This is a genomic window from Microcystis sp. LE18-22.4A (genome assembly GCF_027531105.1).
Taxonomy (GTDB): domain Bacteria; phylum Cyanobacteriota; class Cyanobacteriia; order Cyanobacteriales; family Microcystaceae; genus Microcystis; species Microcystis aeruginosa.
The window spans coordinates 1-17,344 of sequence record NZ_JAPZRB010000130.1 but is presented as its reverse complement, the minus strand read 5'-3'; the positions used below and the strand labels follow the sequence as shown (position 1 = coordinate 17,344).

At 41.0% G+C, this 17,344-nt stretch carries 20 protein-coding genes and 1 pseudogene; 15 read left to right on the top strand and 6 right to left on the bottom strand.

The features are described from left to right. Positions 1–140: 140 nt before the first annotated feature. Together O9295_RS05705 and O9295_RS05700 are read right to left on the bottom strand one after the other, a co-directional pair. Positions 141–1,781, bottom strand: a complete 1,641-nt coding sequence (locus O9295_RS05705; protein WP_288032286.1) for an MBL fold metallo-hydrolase — start codon at positions 1,779–1,781, stop codon at positions 141–143. Between the two features lie 24 nt (positions 1,782–1,805). Then, positions 1,806–1,928, bottom strand: a complete 123-nt coding sequence (locus O9295_RS05700; RefSeq protein ID WP_002737208.1) for a DUF8629 family protein — start codon at positions 1,926–1,928, stop codon at positions 1,806–1,808. Positions 1,929–2,589: 661 nt separating this feature from the next. Here O9295_RS05700 and O9295_RS27720 point away from each other — a divergent pair. Both O9295_RS27720 and O9295_RS05685 read left to right on the top strand, forming a co-directional pair. Continuing rightward, a pseudogene (locus tag O9295_RS27720) lies at positions 2,590–3,249 on the top strand (type II restriction-modification system restriction endonuclease). Between the two features lie 2 nt (positions 3,250–3,251). Next, a complete protein-coding gene (locus O9295_RS05685) occupies positions 3,252–4,706 on the top strand; it encodes an SAM-dependent methyltransferase (protein WP_288032285.1) in 1,455 nt (484 codons plus the stop codon). Between the two features lie 18 nt (positions 4,707–4,724). Here the strand turns inward: O9295_RS05685 and O9295_RS05680 are convergent, their stop codons facing one another. Next, on the bottom strand, positions 4,725–4,898 hold the full coding sequence (locus tag O9295_RS05680) for a hypothetical protein (protein WP_502846491.1): 174 nt from the start codon (positions 4,896–4,898) through the stop codon (positions 4,725–4,727). A gap of 164 nt (positions 4,899–5,062) precedes the next feature. Here O9295_RS05680 and O9295_RS05675 point away from each other — a divergent pair, with 164 nt between their 5' ends. Together O9295_RS05675 and cysK are read left to right on the top strand one after the other, a co-directional pair. Then, on the top strand, positions 5,063–5,209 hold the full coding sequence (locus O9295_RS05675; RefSeq protein ID WP_002756797.1) for a hypothetical protein: 147 nt from the start codon (positions 5,063–5,065) through the stop codon (positions 5,207–5,209). Between the two features lie 57 nt (positions 5,210–5,266). After that, the gene (cysK, locus tag O9295_RS05670; RefSeq protein ID WP_288032284.1) at positions 5,267–6,226 is read left to right on the top strand and encodes a cysteine synthase A; all 960 of its coding nucleotides are present in this window, start codon (positions 5,267–5,269) and stop codon (positions 6,224–6,226) included. A gap of 219 nt (positions 6,227–6,445) precedes the next feature. Here cysK and O9295_RS05665 read toward each other — a convergent pair whose 3' ends face one another. Then, positions 6,446–7,162 (bottom strand): hypothetical protein, encoded by a 717-nt coding sequence (locus tag O9295_RS05665; protein WP_288032283.1) that lies wholly within the window; start codon positions 7,160–7,162, stop codon positions 6,446–6,448. A 396-nt stretch (positions 7,163–7,558) separates the two neighbouring features. Between O9295_RS05665 and O9295_RS05660 the strand changes: the two genes are divergently transcribed. The 8 genes from O9295_RS05660 (at position 7,559) to O9295_RS05625 (ending at position 12,713) form a co-directional block, all read left to right on the top strand. Then, entirely contained in the window at positions 7,559–8,668 is a 1,110-nt protein-coding gene (locus O9295_RS05660) for a T6SS phospholipase effector Tle1-like catalytic domain-containing protein (protein WP_288032282.1), read from the top strand. Between the two features lie 243 nt (positions 8,669–8,911). After that, positions 8,912–9,850, top strand: a complete 939-nt coding sequence (locus O9295_RS05655; RefSeq protein WP_288032281.1) for a glycoside hydrolase family 25 protein — start codon at positions 8,912–8,914, stop codon at positions 9,848–9,850. A 49-nt stretch (positions 9,851–9,899) separates the two neighbouring features. Next, on the top strand, positions 9,900–10,031 hold the full coding sequence (locus O9295_RS05650) for a hypothetical protein (protein WP_288032279.1): 132 nt from the start codon (positions 9,900–9,902) through the stop codon (positions 10,029–10,031). A 46-nt stretch (positions 10,032–10,077) separates the two neighbouring features. Beyond that, positions 10,078–10,800: a CHAP domain-containing protein gene (locus tag O9295_RS05645; protein WP_288032277.1), complete on the top strand. Its 723-nt coding sequence runs from the start codon at positions 10,078–10,080 to the stop codon at positions 10,798–10,800. 110 nt (positions 10,801–10,910) lie between these two features. Continuing rightward, complete coding sequence (locus tag O9295_RS05640; RefSeq protein ID WP_288032276.1) at positions 10,911–11,393, top strand: CHAP domain-containing protein; 483 nt, start codon at positions 10,911–10,913, stop codon at positions 11,391–11,393. Positions 11,394–11,406: 13 nt separating this feature from the next. Continuing rightward, positions 11,407–11,853, top strand: coding sequence for a DUF6636 domain-containing protein (locus tag O9295_RS05635; RefSeq protein ID WP_288032275.1), 447 nt, complete (start codon positions 11,407–11,409; stop codon positions 11,851–11,853). Positions 11,854–11,890: 37 nt separating this feature from the next. After that, positions 11,891–12,298, top strand: a complete 408-nt coding sequence (locus O9295_RS05630; RefSeq protein WP_288032273.1) for a hypothetical protein — start codon at positions 11,891–11,893, stop codon at positions 12,296–12,298. Then, complete coding sequence (locus O9295_RS05625; protein WP_288032271.1) at positions 12,234–12,713, top strand: hypothetical protein; 480 nt, start codon at positions 12,234–12,236, stop codon at positions 12,711–12,713. The genes O9295_RS05630 and O9295_RS05625 overlap by 65 nt, the downstream gene beginning before the upstream one ends. Positions 12,714–12,967: 254 nt before the next feature. Here O9295_RS05625 and O9295_RS05620 read toward each other — a convergent pair whose 3' ends face one another. Together O9295_RS05620 and O9295_RS05615 are read right to left on the bottom strand one after the other, a co-directional pair. Continuing rightward, a complete protein-coding gene (locus O9295_RS05620; protein ID WP_288032269.1) occupies positions 12,968–14,539 on the bottom strand; it encodes a hypothetical protein in 1,572 nt (523 codons plus the stop codon). 60 nt (positions 14,540–14,599) lie between these two features. Continuing rightward, positions 14,600–14,788 (bottom strand): hypothetical protein, encoded by a 189-nt coding sequence (locus O9295_RS05615; protein ID WP_199328747.1) that lies wholly within the window; start codon positions 14,786–14,788, stop codon positions 14,600–14,602. A gap of 98 nt (positions 14,789–14,886) precedes the next feature. On the opposite strand from O9295_RS05615, the gene rfbF reads away from it, so the two are divergent. The 3 genes from rfbF to O9295_RS05600 all read left to right on the top strand — a co-directional run bounded on the left by rfbF (position 14,887) and on the right by O9295_RS05600 (position 17,234). After that, the gene (gene rfbF, locus O9295_RS05610) at positions 14,887–15,717 is read left to right on the top strand and encodes a glucose-1-phosphate cytidylyltransferase (RefSeq protein WP_199328746.1); all 831 of its coding nucleotides are present in this window, start codon (positions 14,887–14,889) and stop codon (positions 15,715–15,717) included. Positions 15,718–15,749: 32 nt separating this feature from the next. Further along, positions 15,750–15,983: a GDP-mannose 4,6-dehydratase gene (locus O9295_RS05605; RefSeq protein WP_288032287.1), complete on the top strand. Its 234-nt coding sequence runs from the start codon at positions 15,750–15,752 to the stop codon at positions 15,981–15,983. A 102-nt stretch (positions 15,984–16,085) separates the two neighbouring features. Next, entirely contained in the window at positions 16,086–17,234 is a 1,149-nt protein-coding gene (locus O9295_RS05600) for a hypothetical protein (protein ID WP_288032267.1), read from the top strand. The last annotated feature ends 110 nt before the right edge of the window (positions 17,235–17,344 follow it).

Here is a 17,344-nt window from a genome sequence, read left to right as displayed (position 1 = left end):
AGGTGGTCAACTACCTAATTTTCAGGGAAAAAGTCCAGGAATTTTCCCCCCGATCCCCGCAATGGCTGGCACTTTTTGAGGGGAAAAAAGTCCAAAAGTCTTATCCAACAAGGTTTTTAGATTTATTCAGCAGACCCTAATCATATATTGGCCTCAAAAACGGGACAATAGCCTTCGGGAACCACTTTAAAACCGTAGAGGGGAGAAGCGGGATTCCAACAGCGCTGACTTTTGTAGTGGACACAGACACGACAGCAATCCATCTCCTCTAAAGCTTTGGTGATGCGATTGGGACTCTCGCTTAATAATTCCCGTTGGGAGACTCCCCGCAATAATAATTCTTCCCCTTGCCAGCGCGCTTCCACCAGTCCCGTATCGGCGAAATTACTCCACCGGGGATCCCGGGTGATCGGCTCTGGTAAGGTGATAGTGATGGTCGAATCCGATTCATTTAATTCTCCCTCATAGTGGCTGGGGGCCGGGGGTGTCGGTTGCATAAAGCGATCGCCAATAGGCAATTCCACCAGAGTTCCCACGGCCGGGGAATGGAGTTGATAACGGCTTTGTAATTCTTCTAAACTGGTCAAATCCGCTAGATATAGGGGCGAGCCATGGACGAACATGATATGCTGCGGTCGCAGGTTATGGATCAGTTGGGTGGTGTTGCGACTATCGCTATGTTCGGCCAGTAGATAGGTTTCTTGGCTAATTAATTGCGAACGCTGTGCCGCTTTTAATCGGGGATTCTCCAGGTTGATATCGTGCAGGTGTTGGGGAGCTAACATTAACCAAGGTTTATCCCCTTGCAGATATTTACTCACCTCCTCTAGGCGATCGATTAGTAAAATTATCGGAGTGGTTCCCCCTAGAGGTGTCGGTTTTTCTGGCAACCTTCGCAACCGGGGACAGATGCGCTCATCCCAAAATAAGGGCTGATGTTTGGCAAAATTTTGCACAGATGCGGGAAATTGTGGTAAAATTTCCAGGTAGGCATCGCAAGCTTTAGCGATCTTGCCCCCAACCCAGATATCAATGTCGCGGCCTGTGAATTGGTGGTGCGACCGCAGTAATTTTAAAATTTCCTGACCCAATCCCAAAGCGGGGACGGGTAGTAAGACATTTTGCCCCTCAGCGATCGCATGATAGATGCGATTCATCAACTGTTTTTCCTGCTGTCGTCGGTGGGGATGGCGCTCTGTGCCGTAACTGCCTTCAATAATCAGCACATCGGGGGATATTCCCCGCAGCAGATCGATCGATAATCCTTCCACCAGTTGAAAATTAGACAGGGAAAAATCGCCGGTATAGAGGACCTTATAGGTGCGTTTGGGGGTTTTGTAGGTGAATAGGACCACGGCAGCCCCAGGGAGGTGGCCAGCTGGAAAAATCTCGACGGTGAGATCATCAAAGAGAGCGATCGGCGATCGCCATGGCCAACCCTGACAGAAACTGCCGATTTCCTCAGCACAATCGGGCCATTGTAGGGGCAGCAGTTGTACTGTCACCTCACTGGCATAAACTGGCAATTGGGGATAGGTCTGATGGAGAGCCATTAACCCACGGATGTGATCGCTGTGGGCATGACTACAGAACACCAGATCCACGGGTGGTTTTTTGTTTTGGGTGAGGGGTTGCATATCGGCCAAACCGCAATCTAAAAGTAGGCGATAGGGACCGATTGTCAGGAGGAGACAAACCCCCTCCGACGCGTGACCGACACCAAAAGGTAAACAGGATAAAAGGGATTTTGACCCCCAGACGGCAGTAGAGCGTTGAACCATGGCAACCCTGATTATGATGACTGGTTAGTGAGCGGAACCGTTGCCATCGTAGTTATCGCTATCGTAAAAACCGTTGCGGGTGCCGAAAAAGAGACAAGAGACGGTGAATACGGCCGTCAATGCCAACAAGATTAATTTGATGTCCATATAATTAGTGCAACTCCTCAGAGGGTATCTCCCCTCATACTAACCCAACTTTTTCGGTTGTTAGCAGCTAGGTTTCGGGTTTGACCTTGGGCACTCACCCTCTTTCCCCCACCATCGCCCGGTCTATGTTAATAATTAACGAAGGCAGGAAGCGGAGGGCAGGAGTCCGTTTTTGTAACGGGGATTTATACTCCGCTCCAAAAACTTTTCGCCAACCAGGAGCGAGGTTTTAGACCTGTCCATTAGTCACATCTTTCTTAACATTTCAAACCTTTGTAGCACAGGGCTTTCAAGACTCGGTTAACAATCTGTAATATTCCTTGTTGACACCCTTAATGACAAAGAAAAAACTGAAATCAAGTCAGGATAAGGGTTAGAGTCCTTACTGACCAAATTGTTAAGAAAGATCTCTATAAGGGATAGGTTTTAGACAAGGGTTGTGCGCGATAATTTTAGTTAATTTAAAAGTCTTGAGCAAAGCTAATCCCAAGTCACAGGACTACTTTTCTGGATCTCATATTAAGAAAAAACTATGAGCGATAATATTTTGTCTCAAGCTTCACAGCGATGTATTACATAGATGGCAGTTGACTTATAATTAAGAAAGCTTGCTAATTTTGTCAGATAGAAAAAACGAGGAGATTAATTAATTTAGCTATATATGTCAAGATTAACCCAAGAATCTTTAGGTAATGAGGCGGCTATATTTTCAGCTTTAGAGTCTCAACATCAAGAAGCTTCGCTCTACGGTGTTACAGATGGTAAAGCGATCGGAACCTACTGAGAACAAAAGTTTAAACTATATCTAAAAGAAAAATATGATTTTGTTGAGGGTAATGCAGCCAGTGGTATCGATTTTCCTGAGTTGCTGGTTGATATAAAAGTAACCAGTACTAAACAACCACAATCATCTTGTCCTTTTAAATCCGCAAGACAAAAGATTTTTGGCTTAGGATATTCCTTAATTATTTTTGTTTATGAAAAGTTAGATAATAGTCTCAATCGCACGGCCAATTTAAGAATGATCACGACAATTTTTGTATCGGCTGAAAGAACAGCTGATTTCCAGATGACTCGTGGTATTCGCAACATCTTAAACAATCAGGGTAACAAAGATGATTTAATTGCCTTTATGTTAGATAAAAACTTACCCGTTGATGAAATGGAAGCAGCCAATATAGCCGATGAAATTCTTGCTAATCCTCCAGTACAAGGATTTTTAACCATTTCCAACGCCTTACAGTGGAGACTACAATATACTAGAGTAATTGATCTTGCTGGTCAAGAAGAAGGATTAATCGCTATTTATAGAGAGAATTAGTAATGTCAGTTTCTCCAGTTAAAGTTGAATACGGCGACTTTCAAACTCCTTTAGAGTTAGCCGAAAAGATTTGCCAAAAGTTATCACAAATAAATGTTAATCCCAAGGTAATTATTGAGCCAACTTGTGGTACAGGAAACTTTTTAAAATCGGCAGCAGTTACCTTCAAACAAACTGAAAAAATTCTTGGCTTTGAAATTAATCCTAATTATGTTGCACAGATAGCCCAAGATGAGCAATTATGCCAAGATACAAGAATACAAGTTCATCAAAATAATTTTTTTGACTGTGATTGGAATGCTCTAACTCAAGCATGGAAAGAGAATATTTTATTCTTGGGGAATCTACCTTGGATAACAAACTCAAAACAGGGATTGATTAATGGTAGCAATTTACCGCAAAAAAGTAACTTTCAAGGTTATCAGGGTTTAGATGCTATCACAGGAAAAAGTAACTTTGATATTTCAGAATGGATGTTAATTAAATTGATTGAATGTCTTAATAATCGTTTAGCTTATCTGGCAATTATCTGCAAAACAGCCGTTTCTAGAAAAATTTTGAACTATATTTATACTCAGAAAATTAATCTCACCTATTCGGCAATTTATCCGATAAACACTCAAAAATATTTTCAAGCTAATGTAGATGCTTGTCTCCTATTTTGTCAATTTGATTCTCAATCAGAAAATTACTTTTGTGATGTTTTCAAGAGTTTTGAGGAAAGGGAGTTTCAGCGTATTGGTTATCAAAATGATATTCTAGTCAGAGATTTAAATACTTTTATCAGACTAGAGAAGTTATATCATCGGCATCCTCTAGTAGAAAAATGGCGTTCAGGTATTAAACATGATTGCTCAAAAGTCATGGAATTGCAGTTAGTTAATGGAATTTTTGTCAATGGTTTAAAGGAAATCGTTGATATTGAAACCACCTATCTTTATCCTCTCCTTAAAGGTTCAGATGTGGCACAAAATCGCCTAGAAATTATCAATAAATACGTTTTAGTAACTCAGAAGTTTATTGGTGAATCTACAGAAAATATGCGAGATATAGCGCCAAAAACTTGGCAGTATCTAGTTAATCATGTAGATTACTTTGGGAATAGAAAAAGCAAAATCTATCAAAATCAACCAGATTTTTCTATATTCGGCGTTGGTTCTTACACCTTCTCTCCTTTTAAAATTGCCATTTCTGGACTTTATAAGAAACTGAATTTTCAACTTATATCACCCTATCAAAATCAACCAGTTATTTTCGATGATACTGTTTACTTCTTAAGCTTTGATGATTTAGATACTGCTCAGAAAACACTACAGCTTCTCAATTCTTCCCTAGCGATGGAATTTTATTCATCTCTGATATTCTGGGATGAAAAAAGACCAATAAAAACCCGTATTTTAAATAGTTTGAATTTATCAGAATTAGGGTGTATTACTAACGCCAACGCAGCTAAGTAACGCATCTCACGGGATATTTTATGATAATTTTTTCATCTCCTCGATAATTGTCCTTGTCTCGACGCTAACGGTACACCCACGGGTTAATAAGTCAACCACTTGCTCTTTATACTTTACAAAATGATAGGTATTAAATTTCTGAGCGATGGTTTTATCTTTGCATTCCTTTTCTTTATATTGATCTTTATACATTATCATAACTACTCTAGAATATCCGCCCTTAATTTCTATGTGTTGTTCTTTCAATAGGGCTAGATTAGATTTAATGGTCATGACCGTAATTCTGACTTTAGTAAACTATCCATAATTATTTTAGTACAAGTATAAGCTTTTGGAAAAAAGCAATCTTATCGGTCATGGTAGTTTTGCCTGTCTCTGGGAATCAACTCGGACCGACTGAAGAAACAAAGGAAAATGGAAATTTTGCCGATCTAGGGCTGGCCTTTGCTATAAGTGAACTATATAGCGCCTCCTTGGCTAGTGAGGAAATTCTCAAACGCTAAAGCTGAGAACTTACCGCTATAAATAAGCACACGAATCACCCAGACTGAGAAAATATCATGCGTATCGCTCACGATGTCACCGAATTGGTTGGCCGCACACCTTTAGTACATTTGAATCGGATTCCCCAAGCGGAGGGCTGTCTTGGCCGAATTGTGATGAAATTAGAAGGGATGAATCCCGCTGCTTCCGTCAAAGACCGCATTGGCACTCACATGATTAATAGTGCCGAAAAAGCGGGTTTAATCAATCCAGAAACCACGGTTTTAGTGGAACCCACTTCTGGCAATACGGGAATTGCCCTAGCGATGACTGCGGCAGCTAAGGGTTATCGCTTGATTTTAACTATGCCGGAAACGATGAGTTTAGAGCGCCGGGCGATGTTAAAAGCCTACGGTGCTACCCTAGAACTTACCCCCGGCTCCCAAGGCATGAAAGGGGCAATTTTACGCGCTCAACAAATTGTCGATAGCATCCCCGGCGCTTATATGTTGCAACAATTTCGCAACCCTTCTAACCCGGAAATTCACCGTCTCACCACTGCTGAGGAAATTTGGCAAGATACGGAGGGACAGGTAGATTTTATTGTTGCGGGTGTGGGTACTGGAGGCACGATTACGGGAGTCGCTGAAGTGATTAAATCCCGTAAACCTAGTTTTCAAGTAGTCGCGGTGGAACCTTTCAATAGTCCGGTGATTTCTGGTGGTAATCCCGGTCCCCATAAAATTCAAGGTATCGGTGCGGGTTTTATTCCGGAAGTTTTACGCACAGATCTGATTGATGAGGTAATTACTGTCAGTGATGAGGAAGCTTTTCAATTTGGTCGTCGTCTGGCAAAAGAGGAAGGGTTGCTTTCGGGGATTTCTTCCGGTGCCAATCTTTGCGCCGCGATTCAACTAGCCCAACGACCGGAAAATGAGGGTAAATTAATTGTGGTGATTCAGCCTAGTTTCGGGGAACGTTATCTGAGTACGCTGATGTTCCAAAATATCGAGGAGCGCGAGTTAACTTTGGTGTAAAAAAATATCGTCTTCAGCCTCTACAGTGAGCCTTTAGCTTTAACTATAGCAGTTATCTTAAATGGTGGCCTAGGATTCAGGTGCAGGTCGTCGGTCGTCAGTATTCTCCGAGTCAGGAGCCGGTCGTTGGGAGACAGGTTTTAGGTTTTGGGGTTTTGGGGTTTTAGTTCAATTTCCCCACTCCCCCACTTCCCTATACTTTTTAAACAGGATTTAGTATTAATCGTATTTTAGGAGGGATTTTTTCACCTGTAGGGGTATTTGTAAAGGTTGCGGTTTGATTGCCTCTTTCCCGGAACAATTATCCAATAAAGCCGATCGCACTTGTGCATCGGTTTCTCGTGAGAGAAGATAACGGAAGTATTCTTGGCATTGTTCTCGACGACTGGGGGAAAGTTGCATTTCACTTAAACGTCGGACTGCCATTAAGCGCATTAAGGGATCATTGACTGTTAATTTTTCTAACCAGCGATCAAAGTTTTTTGACTCATTTTGACCGCGATGGTCGAGAAAATGCCATCCTAGCAGGATTAAAGTCAAAACCGTGCCAAATCCTTGCAAAATTGAGGCCAGGGCCAACCAGCGATTTTCGGCATAGGTCCAAATGGCGACAGCGAGATAGGTGGCTAAACTGCCCAAACCGCCACAGACTACCGCTAAAGTTAACTTACCGCTATCGGCACTGAAAAAAGCACGCCCCCACAGCCACAGCGATGGCCAGTTTTGACCCTGGAGATGGTAAACTCCAATCATCGCCCCCACCCCGGTTAAAGTGGCCAAAACTAACTGCCAATTCCACGCCCAGAGGATCAAAAAACTAGCACAAGCTGCCGCCCATGTCAAGAATTGACGGGTTTTTTTTGCGGCGAGAGTTTTCATGACTCGACGCTGCAGAGCGGGGGAAAAATAGGGAGGAAGGCGGAATACTGAAGACACGGGAAGTTTTTCACTGAGGGTTTGATGATCACTATAGCCTGTTCTCAGGCAGACAGATCATTTTTCTTAGTAAAAATCCTTGTGGGAAAAGAGCGCAGTGCTAGGGTGGGCTAAAATTGCGATCGAGAATCAGCTAAAGTTCAGTTTGGCGAGCTTAGGTGTTAAGATGGTTTGCAATCAAACTCAACTTTTTTTATTAATAAATAGCTCAACAATATTCTGTAAACTTATATATAGAAACCTCAAGAAATATGTTAATTTGCGGTCTTTAAGACAGTAAATTCTGATAGACCATCTAGAGTATTAAGTATAAATACCGCAGCTAATTTTACCTAGTCACGCCAGCTGTTATTCCATAAACTGGCGAGTTTTAAGAAACCTAGGAGGTTCATCGCTATGAAAAGCCGTCTTATTGTTTGTTGTGATGGAACTTGGCAAGATTTAGGACAAGGTTATCCTACCAATGTTGTCAAAATGGCACAAGCTATCACGCCACTTGATGATACTAAGGGCAACCCCATCCGTCAAATCATCTATTATGACGAAGGCATTGGGACAAAACAATCTAATGCCGAGGTGACTGATACTTTAATTAAAATTGCTGGAGGTGCTTTAGGCATTGGCATGGATCATAAGATTGAGGATGCCTATCGTTTTCTGTGCTTAAACTATCAACCTGAAGATGAAATTTATCTCTTTGGGTTTAGTCGGGGAGCTTACACTGTACGCTGTTTAGCTGGGTTAATTTATAATTGTGGTTTGTTGTATCGGGAATTTATCCGACAAATCCCCAAAGCCTACGAAATTTACCGAGACAAACAAGACCCAAATAACGCACCTAACGGTAAAAATGCCATTGATTTCCGTAATCAGTATGGACGACGAGTTCCTATTAAAGCCTTATGCTGTTGGGATACAGTTGCTTCTTTAGGTATCCCCGATATCGTTCATTCTCTGCATTTAGATGAAAAGTTCAACGAACGTTATCACTTTTATGATTCGACCATCAATCCCACAATTGAAAAGGCGTTTCATGCAGTTGCCATTGATGAAATTCGTCAAGTCTTTGATGTAACGCTAATGCGTCCCCATTCTACCCACATCAGACAACAAAAAGAACAGGTGGTTCAAGTTTGGTTTCCGGGGGGTCATGGTTGCGTTGGTGGAGGTTCTCAGGAAGAATCTGGCCTATCCGATGGGGCTTTATTGTGGATGATGGAACAAGTCGAAGCCTTGGGTTTGGCCTTAGATAAAAGTTATGTTCAACATGGAGTTCATCCCAATTGTAGTGCGTATTTTGATAATACGTCAAAATGGCCATTTAATGTAGCGGGAACAGCACCTCGTCAGTTTGAAGGGGATGTTAGCAATTTGCATGAAAGTGTTAAAAATCGCTGGACAGACCTGAATGTTAATCCCCCTTATAAACCCGCTATTCCCGAAATTCAAATGATGCTTGAGAAAGAGCTTGGTGCTTTGAGAAAGAAAGAAATAGTCTCTGTTTAGCACTTCGCTGCCTCAAAAATGTCGCCTTCACTTTACTTACATAAACACTCATAATCTGACCTAATTAGGAGGATTTGCCATGAAAGTATCACAATTCAAGAAATTCAGCCAGCTATAAAACGAGAAATTGTTCTCAAGAGAATGATTCGCTTAATTGCTTTTTTGCGGCAACTAATTGTTGTTCAACTTAGGAGAATTATTCTATGACTAACTCTCGACTTTTATCATTTGGAGGCAAAACCTATGAGTTTACAAGTCACCAGTCCAAAAAATGGAGATGCTTTTTCACGCGGCACGCCTGTTACCTTCAAAGGAAAAGCAGACAATGAAACTGTTCGAGTTGAGATTTTTGCCGAACAGTGGCACTTAGGTAGTGTTAATGTGGAATCAGGAGAGTGGACGCTCACTTATCCTGCATTTACAGGTGTAGGACGAAGACAGATTCAGATAATTGGCTTAGATCAAAATGGTAACACCGTTAATAGTGTTGGTCTTGAATTAATTATAGAAAAACCGGGCTTTCAACAAGGGCTGGATGTGTCGGATTTCGATGGAACAGTTGACTGGATTCGAGTGAAACAAGCAGGTTATACCTTTGCCTTTGCCAAAGCAACGGAAGGAGAAACGTGGAAAGCCGCAACTTTTCCCCGTAATTGGCGACAAATGGAGGGCGTTGGTATAATTCGGGGAGCTTATCATTTTTTCCGACCGACAATCGATGCCAAAGCACAGGCTAAACACTTTCTGGATTACGTTAATAGTGTTGATCCCATTGGGGTAAATGATTTACCACCCGTTATTGATTTAGAACATTACCCTGCCTCAGTGGAGCAACAATGGAATTCTTTGAGCAAACCTGAGCGAGTCCAACGGGTTAAAAAGTGGATTGATGTCATCGAATCGGAAATTAATCGTAAACCGATTATTTATACCAGTTACGGCTTTTGGAATGGTTGGATGAGAGGAGTCAGAGATTTTTCTGGTTATCCTTTGTGGGTCGCTCATTATACCCCCAATCCGCAACCCTTAATTCCTCATGAATGGGATCGTTGGACATTTTGGCAATATAGTGATCGCGCTGAAATCCCCGGAATTTTAGAGTCAAGAGAAGATGTCAACCGCTTCAATGGGTCTTTAAGTGATTTAATTGCTTTTATTTCCAATAATACGGTCATTGTTTGACTTTTTATTCAATGAAAAGCATCAGGTGTGTGGTGTGAGTAGCGGTGTTATGTATGTCGTTTTTCCCGGATCGGGCAACGGTAAGCCGCGACCGCTCTGTGAGATTAATACCGAAGCCGAAAAACATTTCAACAATTGGGGAGGAATGGCCGGGTTAAACGCTTGTTTTAGCCCATCTTAACCTAGAAAACTGCCAATTTACCTTTACTTTATTGAGGAATATCACTATGACTACCGCACAACAAGTTCTTCAAATTGCAGCCCGGGAAATTGGCTACAAAGAAAACCCAAAAAATTCTAACCATAATAAATTTGGTATTTGGTATGGTATGGATTATCAGCCTTGGTGTGCCATGTTTGTTTCCTATTGCTTTTACAATGCGGGCTTACCTTTACCTATTACTACACCTAAAGGGTTTGCTTATTGTCCTTATGGAGTGAAATGGTTTAGAAATAAAGGATGGTGGCATACAGATCCTCAAGTGGGTGATGTTGTTTTTTATGATTGGGGAGGTGATGGTGTATCCGATCATGTCGGTATAGTTGAAAAAGTTAATTCTGACGGTTCAATTGTTGCTATTGAAGGGAATACCTCTGATGATTTTGGTGACTCTAACGGTGGCGAAGTTTGCCGTAAAACTCAGAAAAAAGGGATTTTAGGTTATGGTCGTCCTCCTTATGATGGTGTAGTCCCCCCTGATCAAGAGGAACATCCAGTTTGGGAACGTTTCATTGCTCTAACTAGCCCTTATATGGGAGGAGATGATGTCTTGCAGTGGCAACGACAAATGATTCACCGAGGTTGGAATCTTGAGGCTGATGGTGTCTTCAAGGAACGAGATGAGAATGTCCTAAAACAATTCCAAAAACAAAAAGGTCTAACAGTTGATGGCATTATTGGACCGATCTCGTGGGATGCGGCATGGGAAGCACCCATCACAACCGACTAAATGATTACTAGATGTGGATGAGGTATGGGATTAAACGGAAATTCCATACCTCATCTTTAAAAGCTTAAATTAACCTCAAAATTCAAGCTATTTAGGAAGAAACTAAAATTATGACGACTCCACAAGACGTTTTACAAATTGCCATTGATCAAATAGGTACAAAAGAAACCCCTTCAGGTTCTAACCAAACTAAATACAATGATTGGTATGGTATGAATCATGTTCCTTGGGCAGCAATATTTGTTTCTTACTGCTTTTATCATGCGGGTTTACCGTTAGAAATTACCACAGATAAAGGTTTTGCCTATCATCCCCACGCAAAAAAATGGTTTAAAGAACATGGATGGTGGCATACAACTCCTCAAATTGGGGATATCGTCTTCTTTGACTGGGGAAATGATCGGTCGCCTGATAGCGTTGGCATTGTCGAAAAAGTGAATTCTGATGGTTCAATTGTTGCGATTCGAGGGAATGTTGATAATCAGGTTAAACGAGTAAACCATCAGGGAAGCACGATTATGGGTTATGGTCGTCCACCTTATCAAACTAGCAAACTAGATTCTGAATTTGATCAGGTATTGCTCAATTTCTAACAACATTAGTAACATGATTGAAACTCTAACAAATCAAGTTAGCATCCCTATCTGTTTATCTTTGAGCGCCTGTGTCATAACCGTGCTATCCAGTGAAATTAACGCTCAAAATCCCCCTAGCTTTGTGATGCCAAGTGGTAACATTTATTGCGCTCTAATTGGGAAAGATAATAATATGCTACGGTGCGAGATAAAAAGTATGTTAAATCCTCTACCCCCTCAACCTTATCCTAATTATTGTCAATTTGATTGGGGGGCTGGTTTTCTACTCCGTCAACAAGGTAAACCAGAGGTTCTTTGTATAAGTGATACCATTGCCGGTACTAACAACATCCTTTCTTATGGAAAAACTTGGCAACATTCAGGCTTTCAATGTATCTCACAAAGAACAGGATTAATGTGTAGTAATCCCGGTGGAAACGGTTTCTTTCTGAGTCGTCAGCAGTGGCAGGCTTTTTGAAATAAAAAATTCCCAATCTCCTAGGAGACAATAAATTATGAAAACCTACACCGTTCATCACCTTTTTCAACTATTATTAGGACTCAGCTTGACTCTTTTTCTCAGCTTGATTTTCCCAATCGCCCAAATTAAGGCTGAGAATCTATCAACACTCGCAGTAGTTAAAGTCCCCTGTCCAAAATTAGAAGTAACTCGCCTTTTAGTGGGAGATAATGAGCCAAAAGATGCCCTCTTTCCCTATCCTGTCAGTTCTAAGCAATTAGACTCGACTCGTCAAAGTCAGTTAACCTTAGAGAAAAAAATAAAAATAAGTGATATGGAAGCGATCGCTAAATTAGCTGATCAATCATTAGCAGATAAAGATACCTGTGAACAAGCCAATGCTTTTAATACTGAAGGTGCAGTGGCGATTCCTGATTCTTTATCTCTCGAAAAAAAAATTTAAGATTTGGCTTGGGTTACGTTCCCCTCTGGTAATGCAAAACAAAAATCTTCCTGTCACCATAGACTCAAAACTAATCTGGAACGATACAGGAATTAATCTTGTCGCTGGACAAGAATATCATTTTCAAGCAACAGGTCAATGGACAGACTGGACAATTACCTCTAATGCTGATGGTTATGAAAGTACTAATTTCTTTCTGAAACTATGTGAAAGACTACGACGAATGCCTAATTCACCTTGGTTTTCACTCATTGGTTCAATTGATAAAGATCAAGATAGTTTGTTCCTCATTGGCACAAATAAACAGTTTACAGCACCAAAAACAGGACGGCTTTACTGCTTTGCTAACGATGTGATCATCGCCTATGCTAATAATCGAGATAGCATCCAACTCACTGTAACTTCCTTAACTTGACAAATGGAACAGTCAAACTAGAGGCCCTATGAGGTGAAAGTCTCATGTACGGTTCTGAATGGGAGGGGAGGTCGGCGACGACCTTCTCGACCCCTACTCAGTTTAAAGGCAATACAGCTTACAATGCACCCCATCCAATAAATCACCGATAAATATTGTTTAATGGAACTAACACTGTCCCTTAACCACCGGTTTACCCTGGATTAATCCTCGAACTCTAGGGTAGTAAAGGCATCTTCATCACTACAGTATTGCTACTCGATTTTATAGAGATAGGCTTCTGGGGTTTCCAGAAGGGAAGTCATCGGGCGATCGAGAGGGGGGGTTTTGGCGAGGGTAAAAATTGGAAATAAATCGTTCATTTGGATAGCCATTTTAAATTTCGGCTGTATATAATAACTACCCGATGGGCAGGCATTGGTTATCGTTAGCTCTCTTTTGGTCATAAAGGTATCGATATAATCGTACTGACCATGCTCTTTTCTTTTGCCTTTCTTGGCCGGATCACAAAGGGTTGAACCGACCGGAATCTGATTGATAATTTCCACTGTATCGGCCACGGATAGGAGTCTTTCGGAACCGTATTTACTAGCAAGATAACGTTGATTGAAATAGAGATTAGTTGCGATAGAATAGCCGATGATAATTGCTAGAACTAGACCGAGGATCCTGTCGAAAGTCTTAGTAAAGTTTAGATAGGCCAGACTAGCGATCGCCAAGAGGATAGGAGCAAACCAGAGTAAGATTTTACGATGGGAATAAAAATGCTCATCAGGATAATTAGAGGAAGCGTAGAGAAAAATTATCCAAGTGATCGCCAAAAAGCCGATAAGTGTTTTATTGCCTCGATATTTTTTGATGACTATGTATAGAGAAATGCCGAAAAAAATAGCAGAAACTACGACATTGAAAATCGATATATTGTCATTCAAAAAAAACACTTGATTACCCAGATAAACCGTTTCCCAAATCGCTTTAAATAGACGAGTGAACAGATTGCTCGATGGTTCACCGCTCGCCCCCTTCTCCGTGAGTGCTCTCACCAGTCCTTTCGTATTGGCGAAATTCCGAACTATCTCACTATTCCAATACATAATCAAGGCGAGATTTGCGGAGAGAATCGATAGAAAAGGCAAAAGACATTTACGAGTATTCTTGCGATTTCGATAAACAAACCCTAGAGAGGCGATAACAGAAGTCACTGGGATAATTAACATCGTGGTGGTGTGTAAACTCACCAATATAGCGACGGTAATCCCGAAGAATATCCAAGCTATAGCCTGATAGAGCAGCGGCTTACTCGTTTCCATCTGGAACCGATAGAGTAAAGCAAAAACGAGCAGGAAAAAGGGTATTGGGCTAGGGGCCCAGGAAAAATTATTAATGAAATAGTCCGCATAGATCGTGCTATACCAAAATCCTGCCAAACTGGACAGGAGAAGACGTTTATCTTGTTCTACATTTTCTAAAAGTTGATAAACAAAGTAGATTAAGAGGGGAATCGATAGAAAAGAAAATAGTCCATTGGTAAGGACTTGAAATTCGGGAGCGGTACCGAAAATTGTCAGAGGGAACGCTAAATAACCATAGAGGGGAGGAATTACGAATCCATATTTTCCACCCCCCCCTGCAGGTCCCAATTGAGGAAAGTTTCCCTTCCACATATCCATCCAAAAGTAACCACCGCTAATCTGATCGGGATCGGGTCCGATATCGAAGGTAACGTATTCAAAAATACTGACAATCCTGGTGAAAAAGGCAAAGGCGATCGCTAGAATCCCTAAAATCAGTGCTGTTACTCGGACTTTATTGATTGATTTCCCCATAAGTGTCGGTATTTTTATCCTAAAATTGTCTGGTAGCTTCGTGACCGTATCCCCGAATATTTATCTTCGCATGGTAGCACTAATTTCTAGTCCTACTCGGTTAGAATTTAGCGTTAAAGATGAAGTATAACCTGATTTAGCATTGCTGGCCGACTCCCCAAAACGAAAACCTCGTACCTCACCATGAAGATAACTGCTATAGGATTTAAGAGACTGTTTAGCAATAAACTGGACACACTCGCTTAACAAAAATTTTTTTAGACAGATATTGGACACAATCGGGAATCCCGTGTTAAACTGCCTCGATAAGATGATGTCACTCTCAAAGCCCTTCACTATATAATCTAATGGTAATACAATCGGTCAGTTTAACAGTTAAGGACTATAAGTCTAACATTCCCGTCGCCATCTTGTGTGGTGGCAAAGGAACCCGACTGCGGGAAGAAACCGAATTTCGACCTAAACCGATGATTGCCATCGGAAATCGGCCAATTATTTGGCATATCATGAAAACTTATGCCCAATATGGGCTAACTGACTTTATGCTCTGTCTAGGGTACAAAGGGGAAATAATCCGGGACTATTTCTTTAACTATGATTGGAATCAAAGTGATGTCCTCTTAGAGTTAGGCAATAAAAAAGTGACCAAACTCGATAGTGGACACGAGGAGGAAGACTGGCGTATTTGGTTAATTGACACGGGACAGGAAACCATGACGGGAGGCCGTCTTAAACGTCTCACCTCTTATATAGACCAAAGCAGAAGCGATATCTTTTTAGCCACCTATGGGGACGGGGTTTGTGATGTGAATATTGCGGATCTGTTGGATTTCCATTACTCCCATGGGAAATTAGCCACGATGACGGCGGTTCGTCCTTCTTCTCGCTTTGGCGAGTTAATCATTGAGGGTAATTTAGTCACTCAATTCCAAGAAAAGCCCCAAACGGCTGAGGGATGGATTAATGGGGGGTATTTTGTCTTAAATCGCAAGGTTTTGGATTTAATTGAGGGAGATGCGACGACTTTTGAGGCACAACCCCTAAGAACCCTAGCCGCTTTAGGAGAACTCGCCGTCTATAAGCATGAAGGGTTTTGGCAGTGTATGGATACTTACCGAGAAATGGAAATGCTCAATCACCTTTATGACACTGGACAAGCTAGATGGAAAATATGGTAAAGGAAGCATTTTAGCCTGGCAAAAAGGTCTTTATCACGGGTCATACTGGCTTTAAGGGGTCTTGGCTGGCGTTTTGGTTACTCCATCTGGGGGCAGCGGTAAAAGGCCTCAGTTTAGCTCCCAATACCACCCCCGCCTTATTTGAGCAATTAGACTTAGCTCAAAACCTGAGTCATCATATAGGGGATATTCGAGAGGCTGAGTTAGTGGCCCGTTTAATCGCCTCATGGCAACCGAATGTAATCTTTCATTTAGCGGCGCAATGATCGTCTTATACTGAACTCAGGTCATGGACAGATAGTCAATCCTTGAATAGCAGGAGGCACAAAGTGGACATAGTAAATTCAATACATCTCCAGATTAGGAAAATGCTCAAAAAGCAATCAAAAATTGATGGCAGATTTTTGGTAGTTGCTGCACTCTTAGGATATTTTGGGTTATTGTATCTAGCTAATTTTTTTGTTCCCTATCACAAGTTTTGGAGGAAACTAGGGGTTCCTGCGGTTAAAAGCCCTTTTATCGATCTTGCAGCCGTATTAGGGGCTTTTGATTGTGATCGATTGACAGGCGAAGTTTCCCTAACAAATAATTCCTGCTTCACTCAAATAGCTTATCCTAGTAGTTGGTCTTCATTAACTTGGCTGGGTTTAGAGCAGCGTGATCCTATATTTTTAGGAGTTTTCTTTGCTTTAATTTTTTATGTTATAACTTTAATTATCATTGGCAGATTAAATTATCAAGAAGCTATAGTTTATGCCCTAATTTTATGCTCACCACCAGTAATGCTTTTAGTCGAACGTGGCAACGTAGATATTGTTATCTATTCTTGGCTTGGTGTCGGACTAATGATGATTAAGAATAGCCGAGCATTAATTTTTAGGTTGTGTGCCTATTTATTAATATTTTTTTGGGGAGTTATTAAACTATTTCCAATTTTCGGTCTGGCGGTAATTTTTAAAGAGAAAAGAAATCTATTTCTGTTCTTGGCGGCTATTTTTGCGGCTGCTTTTATTACTTATTTTCTCGCCAGTATAGAGGAGATGAAAACTATCTCACAAGCATTTGATGTTGAGCGTGTTTGGTTTCGTTTTGGCCATCAAGCCCTCTTTTTGAAAGTCCAACCTTTTCTATCAAATCTTTCTCTATTTACTGGCGGCGAAACTGATATTAAAAAGATGATCAGATATATGATGTATATAATTATGAGTTTATTGACGCTATTAGTCTTGACCAGAGTTTTATTGTCGAAATTTAAGATTTTTCAAGAATGGCTTAGTTGGGATTTTGTATCAACAGATTCGGACAAATCTTTAGATAAAAGTCAATATATTGATTATTTCCGTCTTGCAGCAGGCATTTATTTAGGAAATTATCTGGTTATTGGCCTTGTTGTGGATTACAAATTAACTTTTCTAATCTTTGCCCTTCCTCAAATTTTGGATTGGATTAAGCAAGAAAATCAGTTGAGCTTGCCTTCCAGTATAGCTGGTTCTTCGTTACTTGGTATGGTTCGATAGGGGGTCATAAATCGACTAAATCCTTATCTGGCAAGAGACTTAATTGATTAGTTCGCTCTAGATAAGAAACAATTGACAAAAATCGCTAAATGCCTTTCTATATAAGGGTT